This window comes from Pseudomonas fluorescens NCIMB 11764 (assembly GCF_000293885.2).
Taxonomy (GTDB): Bacteria; Pseudomonadota; Gammaproteobacteria; order Pseudomonadales; family Pseudomonadaceae; genus Aquipseudomonas; species Aquipseudomonas fluorescens_B.
This window is the reverse complement of sequence record NZ_CP010945.1, coordinates 3,596,826-3,615,639: the sequence shown is the minus strand read 5'-3', so window position 1 is coordinate 3,615,639 and position 18,814 is coordinate 3,596,826. Positions and strand designations below refer to the sequence as shown.

Annotated in this window: 18 protein-coding genes; all 18 read right to left on the bottom strand. The window is 58.5% G+C overall.

What is annotated here, in order from left to right; genetic code table 11:
- Positions 1 to 26: 26 nt before the first annotated feature.
- A complete protein-coding gene (locus tag B723_RS16740) occupies positions 27 to 1,001 on the bottom strand; it encodes a LysR family transcriptional regulator (protein ID WP_017337783.1) in 975 nt (324 codons plus the stop codon).
- On the bottom strand, positions 994 to 1,974 hold the full coding sequence (locus B723_RS16735; protein WP_017337782.1) for a LysR family transcriptional regulator: 981 nt from the start codon (positions 1,972 to 1,974) through the stop codon (positions 994 to 996). Before B723_RS16735 ends, B723_RS16740 begins: the two co-directional genes overlap by 8 nt.
- Positions 1,975 to 2,193: 219 nt before the next feature.
- The gene (locus tag B723_RS16730) at positions 2,194 to 2,955 is read right to left on the bottom strand and encodes an SDR family NAD(P)-dependent oxidoreductase (protein WP_017337781.1); all 762 of its coding nucleotides are present in this window, start codon (positions 2,953 to 2,955) and stop codon (positions 2,194 to 2,196) included.
- 36 nt (positions 2,956 to 2,991) lie between these two features.
- Positions 2,992 to 3,783, bottom strand: coding sequence for an SDR family NAD(P)-dependent oxidoreductase (locus B723_RS16725; RefSeq protein ID WP_017337780.1), 792 nt, complete (start codon positions 3,781 to 3,783; stop codon positions 2,992 to 2,994).
- Between the two features lie 71 nt (positions 3,784 to 3,854).
- Positions 3,855 to 4,730 (bottom strand): SMP-30/gluconolactonase/LRE family protein, encoded by an 876-nt coding sequence (locus tag B723_RS16720; RefSeq protein WP_017337779.1) that lies wholly within the window; start codon positions 4,728 to 4,730, stop codon positions 3,855 to 3,857.
- A gap of 75 nt (positions 4,731 to 4,805) precedes the next feature.
- Positions 4,806 to 5,297 carry a VOC family protein gene (locus B723_RS16715; protein ID WP_017337778.1) on the bottom strand — a complete coding sequence of 164 codons (492 nt, stop codon included), beginning with the start codon at positions 5,295 to 5,297 and terminating at the stop codon, positions 4,806 to 4,808.
- A 19-nt stretch (positions 5,298 to 5,316) separates the two neighbouring features.
- Entirely contained in the window at positions 5,317 to 5,673 is a 357-nt protein-coding gene (locus B723_RS16710) for a DUF4286 family protein (RefSeq protein WP_017337777.1), read from the bottom strand.
- A gap of 124 nt (positions 5,674 to 5,797) precedes the next feature.
- Positions 5,798 to 6,322: a nuclear transport factor 2 family protein gene (locus B723_RS16705; RefSeq protein ID WP_017337776.1), complete on the bottom strand. Its 525-nt coding sequence runs from the start codon at positions 6,320 to 6,322 to the stop codon at positions 5,798 to 5,800.
- Between the two features lie 45 nt (positions 6,323 to 6,367).
- A complete protein-coding gene (locus tag B723_RS16700) occupies positions 6,368 to 6,841 on the bottom strand; it encodes a VOC family protein (RefSeq protein WP_017337775.1) in 474 nt (157 codons plus the stop codon).
- Positions 6,842 to 6,885: 44 nt separating this feature from the next.
- Complete coding sequence (locus tag B723_RS16695; RefSeq protein WP_017337774.1) at positions 6,886 to 9,360, bottom strand: efflux RND transporter permease subunit; 2,475 nt, start codon at positions 9,358 to 9,360, stop codon at positions 6,886 to 6,888.
- Between the two features lie 50 nt (positions 9,361 to 9,410).
- Entirely contained in the window at positions 9,411 to 10,523 is a 1,113-nt protein-coding gene (locus tag B723_RS16690; protein ID WP_017337773.1) for a WD40/YVTN/BNR-like repeat-containing protein, read from the bottom strand.
- Positions 10,524 to 10,567: 44 nt separating this feature from the next.
- Positions 10,568 to 11,932, bottom strand: a complete 1,365-nt coding sequence (locus tag B723_RS16685) for a DUF1329 domain-containing protein (protein ID WP_017337772.1) — start codon at positions 11,930 to 11,932, stop codon at positions 10,568 to 10,570.
- Positions 11,933 to 11,944: 12 nt separating this feature from the next.
- Complete coding sequence (locus B723_RS16680; protein ID WP_017337771.1) at positions 11,945 to 13,588, bottom strand: DUF1302 domain-containing protein; 1,644 nt, start codon at positions 13,586 to 13,588, stop codon at positions 11,945 to 11,947.
- Between the two features lie 670 nt (positions 13,589 to 14,258).
- On the bottom strand, positions 14,259 to 15,146 hold the full coding sequence (locus B723_RS16670; protein ID WP_017337769.1) for a LysR family transcriptional regulator: 888 nt from the start codon (positions 15,144 to 15,146) through the stop codon (positions 14,259 to 14,261).
- Between the two features lie 16 nt (positions 15,147 to 15,162).
- Entirely contained in the window at positions 15,163 to 15,777 is a 615-nt protein-coding gene (locus tag B723_RS16665; protein WP_017337768.1) for a glutathione S-transferase family protein, read from the bottom strand.
- Positions 15,778 to 15,817: 40 nt separating this feature from the next.
- Entirely contained in the window at positions 15,818 to 16,750 is a 933-nt protein-coding gene (locus tag B723_RS16660) for a fumarylacetoacetate hydrolase family protein (RefSeq protein ID WP_031318662.1), read from the bottom strand.
- Positions 16,747 to 17,718, bottom strand: coding sequence for a flavin reductase (locus B723_RS16655; RefSeq protein ID WP_017337766.1), 972 nt, complete (start codon positions 17,716 to 17,718; stop codon positions 16,747 to 16,749). The genes B723_RS16660 and B723_RS16655 overlap by 4 nt, the downstream gene beginning before the upstream one ends.
- A 73-nt stretch (positions 17,719 to 17,791) precedes the next feature.
- Entirely contained in the window at positions 17,792 to 18,811 is a 1,020-nt protein-coding gene (locus B723_RS16650; RefSeq protein WP_017337765.1) for a VOC family protein, read from the bottom strand.
- Positions 18,812 to 18,814: the final 3 nt, after the last annotated feature.

Here is an 18,814-nt window from a genome sequence, read left to right as displayed (position 1 = left end):
CACCCTCCCCCGCAAAACCGCCGCGATTATTGCAACCTGCGAACGGCCGGCTGGTTGCCAAACCGGAAACGGCTGAGCAACTGAATGTGCTCCTGGGCCACCTGTTGGATTGCACTGATCGCCGCCATCATCAGCGCTGAAGGCGTTGGCCGCGCCGGCTGCACCAACAGCAACTCCAGCGTCAGGCCGGCACCGGCAAAGGGGTTGATCCTGAAGTCTCGCTCTGCTGGTTCAACACTGAAATCGTGCACGAATAGCAGACCGGGAAGAATCGCCATCCACTCGCTCTGCCTGATCAGGTCGAGCGTGGCCAGCACCGCATCGAGCTGGTAACAGGGGCCCGGCCCCGAAAGAGCGTCCAGCTGTGAACCGATCCACTGCGCATACTCACGACTGTCAGGTGCCAGCAGCTTGAACCCCGTCAGCTCGTCGAGCTCAATGAGTTCGCCATGCTCAAAGCCACTGTCATGGGTGATTGACGAGACCAGAAACGCAGGCGTGGCGGCAAATACCGTCGTGGACAGATCCGCCGGTGGCTGCGAAATCGACGGAATGATCGCAAAGTCGAGTTCGCCGGCCCGGACCATGTCGATCAGCATGTTACTGGGGGCGTCGATCACCGCGATTGAGGCATTGGGGTTCTGCGACATCAGGCGCAGATAGGCCGGCGCGAGCTGATAGGTCGCCAGTGTCGGTGTCACCCCAAAACGGACTTCGCCGGACAGGCCCTGCTCGAAGGTATCCAGCGCCTGCAGTGCCCTGGAATTGGCCGCCACCACTTCCAGACAATGCTGGTAAAACGAGGTGCCTGCTGCGGTAGGCTCTACACCTTTCTGTCGGTCAAACAGCTGCACGCCGAGCATTTCTTCGATCTGCTTGATGTGCTGGGAGATGCCCGACTGAGTGGCAAACTCACGTGCTGCCGCCGCCGTGAACGATCGCGTCTCGTACACCGCCACGAACATTTGCATTTCCCGCAAACCGGGCAGCGAGTCATTCATGGCGCGATATCTCATTGAAGTCTGCGTTTGACGAATGCTCGCCATGGGCGATACGGATCGGTATCGCGTTGATGTCTTCGGTGGCCTTCTTCAAAAACTCGATGAAGTTCTGGGCAATCGTCGACAAGGGTTTGCGCGCCGGCTCCACCAACAACATTTCGTCCCAGAGAATTGGATCGGCCAGCGGGTTAAGTGTGAAGCGCTTGCGCCGCAGATCGTCGGCGATAAACAGGCCGGAAATAATCGCCGCCCAGTGGCTGGAGCGCACCAGATCCATGGCGCCCAGCATGGACTCGAACCAGTTGAGACGCTGCACGACTTGCACCTTGTGGTCGATCAGATACTGCTCCAGCAGCGGTCGTCGCCCGATCGGCAGTACCAGGTGCAAGTCATTGATGTCGCTGAGGCGCACCGGTTCGCAGTGCGGCAAGCCTGAGTCGGGTGAGGACACCAGAAACGCTGGCGTTCTCGTGAACAACGATGTACTCAGCCCGACCGCCCCGCCACCGCCGTCGTAAGACATGCGCTGGGTGATGGCGAAATCCAGCATGCCACGACGTACTGCGGTCGCAATCACGCTGCCTGCGCCTTCGGTAAGGTGAACTGAAACGTTGGGATAAGCGGCTTCAAAAGCCAGCAGTGCGCGGCTGAATACCGAACGCGTCATGGTCGGAATCATGCCTATGCGCAGCGAACCGTCCGATGGCTCTGCACGATGACCAACTGCGTTGCAGGCGCTTTCGTGCTGACGCAGCAATTGCACACATTGCTGGTAATAGGCATGCCCGGCGGGCGTGGGAATAATCGTGCGATCGCGGGCGAACAGCCGCACGCCCAATTGATTTTCCAACTGCCGAACATGCGCAGACACGCCGGACTGTCCCAGCCCTTCGCGGCTGGCAGCGACAGTGAAGGAGCCTTCCTCGTACACGGCAACAAACATGCGGATGTGCATCAACTTGGGGAGCATCATGCGCGGAATCGTCTCTTGTTATTGCTTGCTGAACACCGTCAGCAATTTATAGGTGGCTCGTACTCTATCCATATCGGGAATGGCTTGCCAGCCCTGATCCAACCTCGATGAACAGGTGCAAAATCAACGGTTCCGGACAGGCGAAAGAAGGGGTTTAACGAGGGAGACGATGGCAAGACAGCGCTTGCCGATCGTCCATGAACCGGAGGATGACGCCGTTCAGCAGGTTTTCATCATGCCGCCATCGACAGCCAGCACCTGTCCCGTCACGAACTGTGCGTCCTCGCTGGTCAGAAACAGCATGGGCCCGACAATATCGTTGGGCACCGCCATTCTCTTGAAGGCCTGTAAATTGACAATGTTATCGCGTACGACGTCCGGTATATGGCTGGTGCCGGGTGTCGCGGTCAGTGCAGGCGCGAGCGAATTGACGGTAATGAAGTCCTTGCCCAGGTCATTTGCCAATCCTCGGGTGAAGCCAATGATGCCCATCTTGCTTGCCATGTAATGGCTGACGCCGACGGCGTTGGTGACGATGGATGTCGAAGAGACGTTGACGATGCGCCCCCAGCCATTAGCGCGCATCATCGGCACGAACACTTTTGCGCTCAAAAACATGCTGTCGAGATTGATCTCAAAGGTGCGCCGCCAGGTTTTGAAGTCCAGCTCATCGAAGTGCACATTGGGGTAGATCCCGGCGTTGTTGACCAAAATGTCGCAGCGACCGTAGTGGTTTTTGACGACCTCGCCGGCAGCGATCCAGTCGGTTTCCTGGCTGACATCACAATGAATGGCAATGGCTTGGCCGCCCGCCTCCTCAATCAGCTCGCAGGTTTGCGAAAGATCGGCGATGTCCAGCAGCGCCAGAGCGGCGCCTCGTTGTGCCAGTTGAATCGCCAGTTCCTGGCCAATGCCCTTGGCGGCGCCCGAAACAACGGCAACGCGATTTTTATGGGTTTGCATAGTTTTCACCTCAAGCATCTCGGGATTCATTGCAAAATGGTCAGCGTAAATTGCTCACGCTTCTGATTTCCAGATGATGCTGGACATTCCACCGTCTACGGCTATATCGGTTCCAGTGATATACGACGCTCTGTCGGATGCAAGAAACAGAGCGGCTTCAACAATCTCCTCAGCTCGGGCCGGGCGGCCCAGTGCCGCGTGTTTCCACAGTTGTCGCGCTGTCGGTAAGCCGTATTCATCAAGCGCTGGAGAGGGCTGCGCGTCTGGATCGGCAATCAGCCCTGGACTGATACTTACCGAACGTATGCCGTGTGGTGCGCCTTGGGCGGCGAGCATACGCGTAAGTGCGTGTACGCCTGCATTAGTCACACCATGCGCAACTGCAGGAAAACCGGATAGCTCAAGATGGCCGGCAATCGACGCCACGTTGACTATTACTCCTTTTTGCTGTTTCAGCATTTGCGGCCAAACCGCGCGAGCTGCCACGTAGGCGATCGTCAACTCGTTGCGAATGGTGTAATTCCAATGCTCAATCGACGCATCTTCAAAAGCGGCAATGCTGACACCTGCGGCATTGTTATAGAGGACATCGATTCGCCCCCAGCGCGATATGGCTTCATCTATCCATCGTTGTGCATCAATGGGGCTGGCCAGATCGAGAGGTTCCAGCGAAAAAAAATCTCCACCCTCCTCTCTCACCAGCCTGCAGGTTTCTTCAGATCGCTGGATTGCGACATCGCAGCCAAGTACTTTCGCGCCTTCTCTGGCAAACATTTGGGCAGCTATCCGCCCCATACGCCCGCCGGTTCCTGAAATCAGTACGACTTTGTCTTTGAACTCAGGCATCGCAACGATCCTGTAACGGTGGAAATGTCAATTTCGAAGCAGCTCCGAAATCGCGTTCGACGGACTCGTATTCAGCCACCAAAACGCGGCTCTGGCAGCCCTTGCACACCCAAACCACGAACCGCGAAAAGACTCCCGCGCATCACGTTGTCACCCGGATAGCGCGGCAACGGTGGCTTGGCCATCGAAGTGACAAATAACGTGTCCATCTCAGGCCCGCCGAAGTTGACGCTGGTGACCTTCTTCACCGGCATTTCGATAACCCGATCGAGACTGCCGTCCGGCGCAAAGCGGCACAGCTTGCCGGCGTAGACCTGAGCATTCCAGAGGTAGCCTTCGGCATCGACCGTGGAGCCGTCAGTGGTTGTCGTCTCGGTAAAACCTGCTTTGGTGAAGGTGCGACGATTGGCGATGCCGCCGGTTTCGAGGTCGTAGTCATACGCCCAGATTTCACCGGAAAAAGTATCGGAGAAATAGAACGTTGAACCGTCGGGGCTCCAGCACGGCCCGTTGGAAATCGCAAAACCTGAGTCGAGCTTATGCACCGACAGATCCGGGTCGATGCGAAACAGCGTGCCATCAGCGAAGCCCTCGCGGGTGTCCATGCTGCCGACGATGAAACGCCCACGGGCGTCGACCTTGCCGTCATTCAAACGGTTATGCGGCTTGTCAGCCTCGGGATTGACGATCAGCTCGGTCTCACCCGTGTCGAAGTCGAGGAAGTGAAACCCCGAACCCAGCGCCACAATGGCACCGCCATTACGGCGCAGCGCCATCGAACCGATGGTGTCGGGCATTTCCCACGTACGCACCTCGCGCCCGTCAGCGGTGCAGCGATAAACGCGACCGCCGACGACGTCGATCCAGTACAGGCGCTGCTCCTGCACATCCCATACAGGGCCCTCACCGATGGTGGTTTTTACGTCCACCAGAACATCGATCTGCATGTTATCTCCTGGATTTTCCTGAACTGGAATGAGGCGATCCGACCCAAACTGAACCGCGATATTGAACGGAGCTGCTTAAGCTTTTGGTGGTTCGGCGATGGTGATGAACACGCCGTAAGGATCTTTGAAGCTGAACCAGGTCATCGTCAGGTTCTGCCCAGGCTTGCGGATAATGATGTCTTTGGGCTCGCAAACCACTTCAACACCTTCGTACGCGCTGATCTTTTCAAAGGCTTCGCGAGTGTTTTCAACCAGCAGTGCAAGACGGGTAATCCCGACCTGATTCATCAAGTCATACGGGCCATCGCCGATGATCGTTGCCGGTTTGGTGTACTCGATCAGGTTGATTTCGGTGGCGTGCTTGGCATCGGCACCTGCGGTAAGGATGTGATGGGCGTAAATGCTGATCTCATCTTCGGCGAAACCCAGCAGCGGGCCATCCGCTTCATCGGTTCTGGTTTCAAAGGTCGAAACAAAACCCAGTACGTCGCGGTAGAACTTGAGGGCCTGATCAACGTCCGGGACGGTGATGCAAACGTGAAGCAGTTTTTTAACCAGTGCGTTCATGACTTTTACCGCCCTTTAATTAACCGTTCCAGGTGTTAGTGAGGTCGTAGCGCGTTGCCCATTGGACGTCATACACCTTGTCGCCCCAGGTCTTTGTCTTGTCTTCACCGGCTTCAATGCGCGACGGGCTCTTCATCCAGTCTTCGAATTTTTCCTGGCTGTCGAATTCATAAATCGTCAGGTACGTCGGGCACGGCTGGGTGGTTACGCCGACGTGATAGGTCTCCTCGGCCAGTTTGAAGCGGCTGACTTTTCTCACGCAGTCGCCCTGCATCAACATCGGTACATGCACGTCGTCGTACCAAACATTGAACTTGTCTTCGTCTTCCGCTGAGCAATTGATGCCCACTGTCCAGATAACGCTCTGGTCATTCATGATTAGGTTTCCAATATAAAAAGTTACTCTTCGCCAGAGCTCCACAATGGAATTTCGGGCAATAGAAACCCCAGACCACTTCCGTCAAACAATCGGAAGTGGATCCGTCGTTGCTATTAGCTGTTTACTTTTTGGCGATGGCTTCGAAGAACCGGACCTTGCCTTCTTCGCGATGACTGCGCAGCGTGTGGGTGGTCATCACTGGATGCTGTTCATACGCGGGTTCAGGCACATTCGGGTTGCCTGTCCAGGAAATCAGTCGGCACACGCGATTGCTGATGCGCCAGCCCTTATCGGTGCGCACCAGGATATCGTCGTACCAGCCACGGCCAACCCAGTCAGGGCCACCCACTGCCGAATCACGGGACAGCAGCCAGTCGCCGTAGGTCAGCGCGTAGGCCGTATCGCCCTCCACGTGTACGCAGGAACCGGTCATGGTGTGCATGTGATTGGTCAGTGTTTCGTGGAAGTCCTTGAAGGCGAACTTCAGCGCACCGACCGACTTCCAGACCGCGCCGGCCGGCCCGAAATCAGCGTGGGCATCCTCGGTAAACACCTCGTCCAGCAAGTCCCAGGCGTGAGCGTCCAACGCGACGCCATACAGGTTGATGACATCAATAATTTCGGACTTGTCTTGTGTGACACTCATTTAAATTCTCCGATTTTTCCGAGTAATAAATTCTACAAACACGGGTTACTTGCAGTACTCAATCACTTCCAGAACGTTGTCGAACGGGTCTTTAAACGTCAGGATCTTGAATTTGCCGCCGGTTGGCGCGATCACCACTTGCGGCTCGCACAGGAAAACGATGTCGCCGCGCGCCTTGAGCTTCTCATGAATGGCATCGGTGTCGTCTACACCAAACGCCATACGGTTGATGCCAGCGTGGTTCAGCGGCGCGGAAGCGTTTTTGTTGACCATGGTTTTTGGTTCGACGAACTCGATCAGGTCGATAACGGTGGCGTTGTCCTTGTCTTTGCCGACGAGGTGGTCAGCGTGGATTTCAATGATCTGATTCGGGAAACCAAGGATTTCACCGGGCGCCCTTTCGTGGCGCAGTTTGCCGATGGACTCAAGGCCGAGCACGCCACAGTAGAACTCAAGTGCAGCATCGATATCAGCGACGGTGATGCACACGTGAAACAGGCGATTGATATAGCGATCCATGGTGTTTCCTTATTTTAGGTGGTGTGAAAAATCAGGTTGATGGGTTACGGCAGGCATCTTTCGAATACCGGCTTCTCGGGTTTGGTGGCGGATAAGGGTGCTGCGGCCGCTGGCGGCGGTGCTTGTTCGGTGACCTCGACGACGGCTCCGACGCGTGCGCCGGGCAGCAGAAACCGCGCCAGTGCCGGGATCAGTACCAGGGCGCCGAGCATGTTCCACAAGAACATGAACGCCAGCAGCAGACCCATGTCGGCCTGGAACTTGATGCTGGAGAAATGCCAGGTCGCGACCGCCGCCGCCAGCGTGATACCGGTCAGCAACACCACGCGGCCGGTGAACTGCAGCGCCGTGGCATAGGCTTGTTTCAACGTGGCACCGGCACGCATTTGCGCAAGCGTTACGCTCAATACGTACAGCGCGTAATCCACGCCGATGCCGACGCCAAGGGCGATCACCGGCAAGGTCGCCACCTTGACGCCCATGCCCAGCGCGACCATCAAGGCTTCGGCCAGAATCGAGGTGAGCATCAGCGGCAGCATAGCCACCAGTACCGCTCGCCATGAGCGGAACGTCACAAAGCACAGCAGCGCCACGGCCCCGTAAACCATGAACAACATCTGGTACCAGGCCTTGTGAACCACGATGTTGGTGGTCGCGTCGATCCCGGCGGAACCGGCCGCCAACAGGAAGGTGGCGTCCTTGTCATTGTTTTTGGCGGCAAAGCGCTCGACCAGATCGACCACTTGCTGCAAGGTCTCGGCGCGGTGGTCACGCAGGTAGGCGTACACCGTCAACAGGTTGCATTCTTCGTTGTACAGTTCACGTGGCGCCCGGGCGGTGATGGTGTTGAGCATGCTTTGATTGCTCGACAGGTCGTACCACAGCGGACTGCCCTCGTTCATGCCGACCATCAGGCGCCGTTGCAGCCGCGCAATCGACTGCGTGGATTCGACGCCGGGCAGATCCATCAACGCCCATTCCAGTTGGTCGACCCGACGCAATACGTCGTACTGGCTACAGTTGCCTTCGGATGTCTTGACCATGATCGCGAAGAGATCATTGCTCGCGCCGTAGTTTGTAGTCAGGTAGCTGACGTCGCGGTTGTAGCGCGAGTCGGCTTGCAGCTCTGGAGCGCCAGGGTCGAGATCGCCCACCTTCAGTTGCGTGCCGACGGCAACGCCGACCACCGCCAGCACCAGCGCCGAGACGATCGCCGCGGTGGCACGTCGACCTTCGGTGAAGCGCACCAGCCAGATAAAGAACGCACTGCTCTCGCCTGCAGCGGTGGCCGATTCCCGGCGCACTGCGCGCTCGGCGGCTTTACGGCTGACACCGACGTAGCTCAACAAAACCGGCAGCAGGATCAGATTGGAAATCACCAGCACCAGCACACCGAGGCTGGCGGCGATCGCCAGTTCGCGGATCACCGGAATGTCGATCATCAGCAGCACTGCGAAGCCAACGGCGTCCGCCAACAGAGCAGTCAAGCCCGCGAGGAACAGGCGGCGAAAGGTGAAACGTGCCGCGACATAGCGGTGCGTACCACGACCGATGTCCTGCAGGATGCCGTTCATTTTCTGCGCGCCATGGCTGATGCCGATGGCGAAGATCAGAAACGGCACCAGCATCGAATACGGGTTCAGCGAGTAACCCAGCAGCGGCAGCAGGCCCAGTTGCCAGAGCACGCCGGTCACAGAGGTGATCACCACCAGCGCGGTGCTGATCACGTCACGGTTGTACAGAAAAACCATTGCCGCACAGATGATCAGTGCGATGAAGAAGAAGCCGATCACCTCCTGCATGCCATCCATGAGGTCGCTGGACAGCTTGGCAAACCCGGTGATGTGAATGGCCACCTCGTCACTGCTGTACTTGGCGCGCAACTGCTCAAGCTGCTTGGACAGCGCCGCGTAGTCCAGCGGTTTGCCGGCCGCGTCATGTTCCAGCAGCGGCACCTGAATCACCGTCGAGCCGCCGTTGACCGCGACCAACTGGCCGATTTCGCCCGAGCGCTGCACGTTCATGCGCAACTCTTCGATTTTGGCTGGCGAGCCGTCGTAGTGCGCAGGGATCACCTGACCACCGTCCAGTCCGTCTTCGGTCACCGCTGTCCAGCGCACGTTCGGCGTCCACAGCGATTTCATGAATGCGCGATCCACGCCCTGCAGGGTGAACACGTCATCGTTGATCTGACGCAGCGTTTCCAGATAGCGCGCGTTGTAAATGTCGCCCTTGCGTGCCTCCACCGCAATGCGCACCGAGTTACCCAGGCCCGTCAGCTCTTTTTTGTGTTCCAGATAATTGGTGATGTACGGGTGGCCGGTCGGAATGGTCTTTTCGAAGCTGGCATTGAGCTTCAGGCTCAGCGCGCTGAAGCCCAGCAGGACGGTGACCAGCACGCACAAACACAGCACCAGGATGCGGTGGTTGAACACGGCGCGTTCGAGCACATTGCCCGAGCGCGGATCAAAGTCTTCGAGCCGGCAAGCGCCGGTCTCAGCAGGTTTCACTGTGGTCATGTCATTGGACTCTTATAAGGCGCGTCGAGTGAGCGTGCAGGTGGATGTCGTCAACCAAGCCGGGAGACTCCACCCATGCTGGTGGCCACCAGCCCACCGTCTGCGGCTTCGACCAGCGAGGTCAGCGGCACGCGTCGCTGCAGTTGCTGTTCGGCGAAATGGACACCACCGTCGCGACTGGCAAGCACTCGCCCGCCTGACGCCAACAGCATCACCCGACCATCGCGCAGCTCAACGCTGGACAGAATCGTCAACGGCGCTGTCAGTTCGATCGCGTTCACGGTTGTACTCCCCGAGTCGATGCGGCACGCAGCCCCCAACAGCCCGGCAAAGACAAAACTCCCACCGAGCGTGGCCGTTGCGGTGAACAGAGTGCGTTCGGAAGGTGCCGCCAAGGCCGTGAAGCTAGCGCCATCGTCGTCGCTGCGCATCAGCACGCCCTGCTCGCCCGCCACCACCCAGGTCTTGGCATGGTGGGCAACCGCATACAGATGCATGCTCATGGGATTGACCAGACGCTCGCGGCAAGGCGTCCAGGTTTTACCGCCGTCATCGGTGCTGGCGGCGAGGCCGAAGGCGCCCACCACCATCCCGTGCAATGCGTCGGCAAAACAGATCGACAGCAGCGGTTTGTCTGCACCGTCATCCACCAGACGCTGAGCCTGCTGGACGCGGTGTTCGCGATCGGCATCGGTATCGGGCAACGCCTGCGCCTGAACGAGACTGGCCTGTGCCAGGGCGATTCCATCGGTCTGAATGGACCAATTCTCACCACCGTCAGAGGTATGCAACACAACACCACTGTGGCCAGCGATCCAGCCCTGACGGGCATCGACAAAACTCGCTGATGTCAGCGTCACACTGACCGGTACGCGGGCCTGGCGCCAATGCCGGCCGCCGTCGTCGGACAGCACGACCATGCCGCGTTCGCCCAATGCCACCAAACGCTCACCGGCCACCACCACGCGGGTCAGCACAGCCTGTGCTGCCCGTGGGGTCATGGTCGCAGGTTGGCCGAGCAGCCCAGGCATGGCTGCCGAAGCGAACGCTACCGTGGTAGAGGCCAGTGTCGGGGCCAACAACACTTGCAAACCCAGGCCCAACCCCACCAGCAACAGCCCGCGACGGGAAACGTCGACGCCTTCATTGTTATTGTTATTCATACGGGTCATCTCATCAGGTTCATCGTTCAAGCCAGATACAGTCTTTAGCGCACGCCCTCTCCAGACAGGGACTCGGGCGTGAAGATGCGGTCTGGCAACGTGGCCTTCAGGTCGACTTGTTTATCACGCGGGAAATAGGCAGAGGCGAAGTAGCCGCCGCCGATCAGGTCGTACGACATATAGCCTGCGACGATGGTGCCGGGACCTGCCGGGAACACGGTTGGCAAGTTGTACGTCACTTTCCACAGTTGCCCCTGGGCATCCCAACGTTCGCCGGCGACAGCGATCCAGGTGTCTTCATCCAGATACACGCGCAGACGCGGAATCACGTGGCGCTGACCGGCCTTGAGCGTGCCCTCCACCACCCACACCCGATGCTGCTCGAAGCGCACGAAGTCCGGGTTGACGGTCTTTTCAGACATGAGCTTTTCCAGCGACGGCGCCTGGTGATAGCTGTTGGTGTTGTACGGCACGTACATTTCTTTCTTGCCGACCAGCTTCCAGTCGTAACGTCCGATGGACGAGGAATACACCTCGACTTCGTCGAAATTGAGGATGCCGCCCGCCACCGGGCTCGGTACATCGCAGCAGGTCAGCGGCAGACGGCGGACGCGACGCTGGCCGGTCAGATAGACCCAGGTTTTAGACTCGATGTCGTTGATGTTGACGCGTTGCAGCAGGATCTCGCCGGCACGGATCGGCGGGCCGGACGTGTCGACGCGACGCACGACAATGTTGGAGCCGGCGGCCTGCCATTTCTCCAGGTTGCTGTTCTGGTCGTAGTAAGGGAACGAGCTCTTGGCGACGTTCTGCGAGACCGGAATCACTTTGCCTTCTGGCGTTACGCGAGCCAGGCTAGGCGTGGTCTGGTAGCTGGGGGTTGTCCATCGCAACAGGTGGTTCCAGATCGCCTCTTCCCCGTTTTTCGGAATCGGGAACGGGATGCCGCCGTAGGTGCCTTTCGGGAACGGACCGAGTTCGCCAGATGGATCCATTGTCGCTCGAGTGGCGTTGGCTAAGGTGTTGTCGTATACCCACTGCGGCGCCGCTGCGGTGCGCCGGGTTGGGAACACCTGAACATTGAAGCTCGGAAACTTCTTCAAAAGGCCCAAGGTGCCTTCGGTCAACTTGTCTTTGTACTGATCGGCATTCTGCGCAGTGATAGTCAGCAGAGGCTTATCCTTGAACAGATCCGGAATCGCCGCTGAGTTGTACGAGTTGTCGACCGGATACCCCCCCTCCCAAGGCGGAATCGTCCCGTCCTTGTTGCCGGCGCGCTCGGCGCCCAGAGGCGTCAGCGTGGTCTTCAGCTTGGCGGCTTCGTCTGCCGAAACAGCAGCCTGGATAACCGGTGCCGTCAGTACGGCGCACGTCAGAGCCAGCAAGGTCATGCGATTGAACATAGTCATTATTGTTTTCCCTTAGAAGGTGCGACGCAGCGAGACTGAGACGAAATCACGATCTTTCAAGGTCTGAGCGAAGGTGTACGTGCCGTTGACGCTCGGGTCGCTCGACGCATACGTGGCGGTGTTTGCGCCGCCGTAGTAATGGGTGTACGCCATCGTGAAATCCCACACGGTCAGATAGTTACCGGCGAGCGTGAAGGTCATGTCGCCGCCATCGTCTGGCCCCATGATCGCCACCGGGGATTTGCCATTGTTGTAGCCAACGGTGAAGGAAGGCGTGAGGTCGAGGCCGTCCATGACGTTGCGCTGCGGTATCGCGTACAAGGCCCGCACCGCAGCAGCGCGTCGATCCAGATCCGGATCCATGGCCGAGCAATTACTGGTGCAACTGGTCAGCTGGTTGTAGGCCACTTCCATGCTGAACGAAGGTTCGTCGGACATGAAGTTGCGCGGCATAGTCCAGATCATCGACACGTTGGCATGCGCTGAATTACCGATGGCATAAAACGCGTGGTTGTTGTTGTCCGCCTCTTGGGCTCCAACCTCCACCGGCAGGCTGGTCAACGGCGTGTCGCGACGTACGGAGATCTCTCCGGCGTAGTTGATCGTATCCACTGTAGTGGTGGCACTGATACCGAACGCCTTGATGTCCTCGGGGTACACCCATTGGTATGTTCCGAACCCGGCACCTGTGACAGGGGTGCGTCCTGCGTGTGAATAAAGCACAGGCGTTTTGGCGTGGTAACGGATCGCGTAGGCACCCAGTTCCCAGTCGCCCAATTGCGTGCGCAGTCCAAGACCGAACTGGCCGCTATCTTTAGCCTTGATGTCAGCACCGCGCGACAAACCGATTCCCGGTAAACCTGGTGCAAAGCGAATTCGTTCGCCGCCATCGGCGATGAAGTCGTTGACCGAGAAGTAGCTACCTGCGGCCGGCAAGCGAGTAGCTTCCCAGTCGTATTGGTAGTAACCCATCAGGGTCAGCGCTGGGGAAAACTGGATCTGCCCGGAAAACTGGCCCACCGGCCTGATGATTTCTTTGGTGGTCGAGCCAGGTACCGAGGAAGCCTTGACCGCGTCCACCGGAGACTGGGTGCCGGCAATGGCATTGGCGCCGAAGAACAGACTCTCGCCCCACAGCACGGTGTGTTGGCCCAAACGGCCACTGACTCGCGCGTCGCCGACGTCAGCACCACCAAAAACGAAGGCGTCGAGAATCTCGGCTTGGCGACCGTGCAAATCGCGGGTGTCGTGGGTGAAATGGTCACTCGGCACCGACAACGAGTTGTTGGTCGCTGGCGAGTTGTTATCGTTTTTCTGGTTATAGACGTCGTCGTACCAGGCCGCGCCGCTGATGCGCAGGCCGTAATCGTCGTGAATAACCAGATCCATCTCGGACAGCACATCGAGACGGTTGGAAATCAGCCGGCCTTTTTTGAAGTTACGGTCGCCATCGTCAGCGTTGAGCGCCGCCGGCCCCTTGCCGCCGCCCGGCGTGGCAGGAACGTTTTGGGTCAGCGTGTCATCCTGATCCTTGAGACGCATACCGGCAGAGTATTTGAACGTGTTGTCCCAGCGCAGTTTGATGTCAGGGTTACCCACATCAATCGGTGCGGCCAGCGTCGAGCCTGCCGCCATCAGGCTGGTGGCAACCAGCATGGAGCGAAGACTCTGGCGATACAAAACGTCGTGCGGCACTGCAAATCTTATTTTTATTATTTGCATTTTTGCTACCTAGAGGGATTGTGTGACGCATGAACTCCGGTTGCTGATCAGGCCGATTACATGAACGTTGGCCAGTCACAGCGACCCACAAGAAAAACCTCCCATGAAGTTGTGGTACCGGTTGAATTCATGCACGGACAAATCATGTGCAGGCAACACAGAGTCTTGGTTTGAGATGGTTTTATTGTTCCCAGCCGTGACGGTGTTTCTGTGTTGGCCCGAGTATATGCAGGCCCTTTTCGGCCTGAACAATGATAAAACCCGCTACACCGCAGCCAGAAAACTGATGGTGCAATGAAGACGCGGATTCTTTGGGAAAAGGCGCAAAGAGACACAGCTGCGAGCGCTAAATAGGCGTGCAGACAAGCGGGAAATACACAGGAAATCTGATCGAATTTGGCAGGACTTGGCAGGACTCGCAAGAACCGCAGGACTGGCAGAGATGGCAGGTTGGCGCAGAAAATTGTAGCGAGGGGATTTATCCCCGATGGGCTGCGAAGCAGACCCAAACCCTGCCAATGCGATGTCTCTGAAAAACTGCGGTGGCTGATTCACGGCTGCTGTGCAGCCCGTCGGGGATAAACCCCTCACAACAGAGTTCGCCTCAGGAGTTGTCGCTGGTTAAATGCAGTGCCATTTTATCGAACAGCAGCTTCACCCGCGTCAGCTCCAGTCGCGCCGTCGGCACCATGATTTTCACCCAGCGCTCCACCAGCGGGAATTGCTCCAGCACCGGCACCAACTCCCCCGCTGTCAGAGCATCGGCAACGATCGGCAAGGCCAGTTGCACAATCCCCTGGCCATCGCGGGCGGCGGCGCACAAATAGCCTTCATCGTTGGTGATGAGCACCGGACGCACGTCCACTTCTATCCGGCCTTCGGGCGAGTTGAACGCCCAGATTGACCCGGCAAGGGAAAACGACAGACAGGGATGATCGACCAGGTCGCGAGGATGCAACAGCGCTTCACATCGCGCGAGATACGCCGGCGCCGCACACATCACCCGAGGAAAGGGGCGGATGACCTGCTCGACCACATCCGAGTAGGCCATCTGATCCATGCCGACCGAGATATCGAAGCCCTCCTCCGCCGGATTACCGCCCCGATCAGACGCAACAATCTCCAGTTGCACCATCGGATGTTCAGCACGGTAACGGGTAAACAGATCGCCGAGGCCCTGGCGGATCAGCACCGCCGGGGCTTTGATCCTGATCGGGCCTTCGATGGCGCCGGGGCTTAAGATCGCGCCACTGGCCATGTCGCTGTAAGCGCGCAGCAGCTGCCGGGCATGAGTCAGGTAGCTTTGCCCGGTGTCAGTCAGGGTCAAACGGCGGGTTGAGCGATCGAAGAAGGTGGTTTTGAAATCCCATTCGAGTTCGTCAACCCGCTTCATGATGACCGAGGGCGAGGTGTACAGCGTGCGCGCAGCGGCTGAGAAGTTACCGGTGTCGGCGGTGACGACGAAAGCCTTCAGCTTCAACAGCATGTCCATGGTGGAGCGCTCAACATCAAGTAATGAGTTCGGACTCGATCGCGCGACGGATTTCAACGTTCGCCCACAGACGATCGTGGTGCGCCTGACAACTTTGCCCCAGCTTGCCGATGCCGTTGACCACGCACCAATGCTCCAGATAGAAGAGCGCGAAATCGGCGATGGTCATTTTTTCGAAGAGCCAGTCTTTGCCGTTGATCTGTCGTTCTGCCCGGTCGAGCCCGGCCTGGAATATCTTCAGACCCTGCGCTTTCACCGCCGCATGATCTGCTTCGCTCGGCGCAAACTTCTCTGGCCGGCGAGCGCGAGTGTAGCCTTGCATGTGCACGGTAGATACCAAATACTCAGTCATTTCCAGCACACGAATCTCGCCTTCGATGTCCGTCGGGATCAGCTCTCGCTCGGGGTTCGTCCGGGCGAGATAGAGCGCGATCACCGGGAACTCGGTGAGCAGCGAACCATCGTCGCGAATCAGCGCGGGGACTTTGCCCTTGGGGTTGATCTGCGTGTACGCCTCGAACTCTGGCGTGCCCGCGCGCGCTGCTTTCTCGATCTCGAACGGCTTGCCGATTTCAGCAAGCAAGGCATGGATGCCAATCTGGCAGGCACCGGGCAAAAAGAACAATTTCATAAACATTCCTTATTGTGGGGTCGCCAACGCAACGCGGTGACTAGACGATGAACGTTTCGAGGACGCCGATACCGTCAACGCCCGCCTCCACCCGGTCGCCCGGTTTGAGGTACCACTCATGCGGATCGGGCTTGTGGTGCAAGGCCACGCCTTCAGGCGTACCGGTGCTGATCAAATCGCCGGGCACCAGACCGAAACGCGACCAGAACGCGAGCATTTCGGCGAAACCGAAAATCAAATCGCGACAGTCGGAGTGCTGGCGCAACTCGCCATTGACCTTCAGCCACAGCACCAGGGCTTTGGGGTCCGGTACTTCGTCGGCGGTCAAAATGTAGGGGCCGATCGGGCCAAACCCCGGAAAGTTCTTGCCGAGCATGATCATGCCGTTCTGCATTTCGCGCAGCTGCCATTCCCGTGCCGACAGGTCATTGAAAATGGTGTAGCCGAAAATGGCGCTGGCTGGATCGATATCGCGGCGCGCGTCGATCGCCTTGCCGATCACCAGCACGATCTCGACTTCGTAGTCGAAATCGAGCACATCGTCGGGCCGCTTCACCTGACTTTTATGCGGCACCAGCGTGCGCCCGAGTTTGATGAAACCGGTCGGGAAATCGCTGTGCAGTTTGCTGGCGTTGTCGGCATTGCCCTTCATCGACTCCAGCTTGTGCCGGCCAAAATTGCGCCCGGCGCAGAAGATCGATTTCTCCGGCACCGGCGTCAGCCACTCGACGGTATTGGGGTCATCCATCCACAGCGGATCCTGACGATCCGCCGCCCACCGGAGCAACTCGCGGGTGGCGTCCATCGCCGCTGCGCCGCCCTCGATCAGGGCCATTACCGATGTAGGTGTGGCTGGGCCGCCTCGCACAGCCGCCGCTTTCGCGACATCAATGAGGTGTTCACGCCCCGACGCGGCAGTGACGATCCCGAGTCGTTCGGGCCCTGCGGATGATTGGTAGCGTGCGATCTTCATGCGTCGAGCCTGGCCAGAAGGTGCTTGAGCAATTGCACTTCACTCGGATCGAGCTTGCCCTGCACATCGGCCTCGCTCGACTTGCGGATGGCGATCAGTTCCAGCACCGCGTGACGGCCATCGGCAGTCAACCTGACGGCAATACGGCCGTCACTGGCGTCCACCTCCTCCAACAGGCCTCGCGTGATGAGCTGTTGTACGATCGCAGCGGAAATGCCCTGACCGCGTACCTTCTCGCTGCGCGCAACGATTTCCGGCATGCACAAGCCGTCTTCACGGCCAATGATGCTAAGCACTGCGTATTCCTCGGCCGTCCACTGCCGGGATTCGAGCTTTTCAATCACGCTTTGGCGCGTGCGCAAATAAGCATTCGAAACCTGATACAGCAGATCATCAGAAGACAGGTTACTGAACTCGTCTGCCGATTCAACTGAGGCGACGGCTTGCTTTGGCAGCAACATGCCGTAGCGGCCGCCATGGAACACCAGTGGTTTGCGCGCCGAATGGCCGAAATCGACAATCTCGCCGACGAAAATGACGTGATCGCCGCCCTCGTACTGATAGGCGAGTTTGCAGGTGAAGCGCGCCATGCAGTCGGGTAGCAAAGGCACGCCGTCCGGGCCGCGATCCAGCGTAAGCCCTTCGAAACGGTCAATGCCTTTGCTCGCAAAGCGCGACGACAACGCTTCCTGATCCGCGGAGAGGATATGCACGGCGAAATGCCCGTTGTTGCGGAAGGCATCCATGTTCAACGAGGTGCGCGCCAGGCTCCAAAGCACCATCGGTGGATCCAGCGACACCGAAGAGAAACTGTTCGCGGTCAAACCGATGTCGACGCCGTCAGGCCCCGCAGTAGTGACAATCGTCACGCCCGTAGCAAACGAGCCAAAAGCGTCACGCAGCGCGCGGCTATCGAAGCTCGGCCCGGCTTTGGAAGGATCTGTTTGAGTTGCTGTCTGTGTCGTCATGGTGAATGCCTCCAGTCTTCTTATTATCGAAACCGCCGCGCTGCGATGGGCCACCGAAGTGGCCCCTGCTTGACTATTTGGCGGCTCTGACGCGGGCCTTGTCCGCCAGATAAGTTTCCAGGGTGACCAACGGGCCACGCTCGTGATCGAGCTGTTTGGTCGCAATGCCGCTGAACGCGGTGGTCTCGTTGAACCAGCATTCCTGCGGGGGCATGCCCCAACGCAGCGCCAGGCCGGGCTTGCGCACGTCCCACGCAACGGGCTCGACCTCGATATCGATCAGCAGGTAGTGATCACAGAACAACTCGACCCGATGGCCATCTGGATCGCGCAGGTAAACGAACAGCACACCGGCCGGGCCATGCCGACCCGGGCCACGCTCCACGACATCGCCCATGCCCAGATTGCCGGCGATATCGCAGGCGCGCAGGATGCTGTGGGAGTCGGATACGGTGTAGGCAAAATGGTGCAGACGCGGGCCCGGGTTCTCCAGGAATACGATGTCCTGGGTGCCGGGCTTGCGGAACATGAAAGTCGCAATCAACTTCTCGTCCAGCGCCATGTATTCGGAGATGCGAAAACCCATCTCAGCGTAGAAATCGGTCTGCTCCTGCACGTTCGGCACTTGGATCTGGTAGTGGTCGAAGCGCATCGCCGCGCCACCTTTGAAGTCCTGAAATTGCGTGTACACGCGCGGCGTCGTGGTCATCGTGGCGCAGAGCTGCACCGGGGTGCCGGCCGGGTCATTGACCAGCAGCGTACGGCCCTGATGCGGCACTTCGATCCAGCGGGCCGGCAAGCCTTTGGATTTATAGAAGTGCGCGGCCTTGTCCAGCTCTTCTTCGGTGTACACCCGAAAACCGATGGCTTCGGCAGAGTGCTCGCCGTCGTGGCGCTTGATCACCAGACTGTGGTGGCAAACCTCTTCCAGACCGCGGAAATACAGGGTGTCGGCATCGAGTTCGGTCAGCACCAGGCCAATGACCTGTTCGTAAAAATCGCGACTGGCTTCCAGGTCGCGTGAAGTGATGACGGCGTGACTCGAGCGGGTGATATTGAACGGCGGGTAATAGACCGGTGTTGGCAATGGCATGTT

Coding starts and splice junctions, on each gene's coding strand:
- B723_RS16665 (WP_017337768.1), bottom strand. CDS start 15,777: ATGAAATTGTTCTTTTTGCCCGGTGCCTGCCAGATTGGCATCCATGCC.
- B723_RS16725 (WP_017337780.1), bottom strand. CDS start 3,783: ATGCCTGAGTTCAAAGACAAAGTCGTACTGATTTCAGGAACCGGCGGG.
- B723_RS16700 (WP_017337775.1), bottom strand. CDS start 6,841: ATGGATCGCTATATCAATCGCCTGTTTCACGTGTGCATCACCGTCGCT.
- B723_RS16740 (WP_017337783.1), bottom strand. CDS start 1,001: ATGAATGACTCGCTGCCCGGTTTGCGGGAAATGCAAATGTTCGTGGCG.
- B723_RS16710 (WP_017337777.1), bottom strand. CDS start 5,673: ATGAATGACCAGAGCGTTATCTGGACAGTGGGCATCAATTGCTCAGCG.
- B723_RS16735 (WP_017337782.1), bottom strand. CDS start 1,974: ATGATGCTCCCCAAGTTGATGCACATCCGCATGTTTGTTGCCGTGTAC.
- B723_RS16715 (WP_017337778.1), bottom strand. CDS start 5,297: ATGAACGCACTGGTTAAAAAACTGCTTCACGTTTGCATCACCGTCCCG.
- B723_RS16660 (WP_031318662.1), bottom strand. CDS start 16,750: ATGAAGATCGCACGCTACCAATCATCCGCAGGGCCCGAACGACTCGGG.
- B723_RS16690 (WP_017337773.1), bottom strand. CDS start 10,523: ATGAATAACAATAACAATGAAGGCGTCGACGTTTCCCGTCGCGGGCTG.
- B723_RS16695 (WP_017337774.1), bottom strand. CDS start 9,360: ATGACCACAGTGAAACCTGCTGAGACCGGCGCTTGCCGGCTCGAAGAC.
- B723_RS16650 (WP_017337765.1), bottom strand. CDS start 18,811: ATGCCATTGCCAACACCGGTCTATTACCCGCCGTTCAATATCACCCGC.
- B723_RS16685 (WP_017337772.1), bottom strand. CDS start 11,932: ATGACTATGTTCAATCGCATGACCTTGCTGGCTCTGACGTGCGCCGTA.
- B723_RS16730 (WP_017337781.1), bottom strand. CDS start 2,955: ATGCTTGAGGTGAAAACTATGCAAACCCATAAAAATCGCGTTGCCGTT.
- B723_RS16655 (WP_017337766.1), bottom strand. CDS start 17,718: ATGACGACACAGACAGCAACTCAAACAGATCCTTCCAAAGCCGGGCCG.
- B723_RS16670 (WP_017337769.1), bottom strand. CDS start 15,146: ATGGACATGCTGTTGAAGCTGAAGGCTTTCGTCGTCACCGCCGACACC.
- B723_RS16680 (WP_017337771.1), bottom strand. CDS start 13,588: ATGCTGGTTGCCACCAGCCTGATGGCGGCAGGCTCGACGCTGGCCGCA.
- B723_RS16705 (WP_017337776.1), bottom strand. CDS start 6,322: ATGAGTGTCACACAAGACAAGTCCGAAATTATTGATGTCATCAACCTG.
- B723_RS16720 (WP_017337779.1), bottom strand. CDS start 4,730: ATGCAGATCGATGTTCTGGTGGACGTAAAAACCACCATCGGTGAGGGC.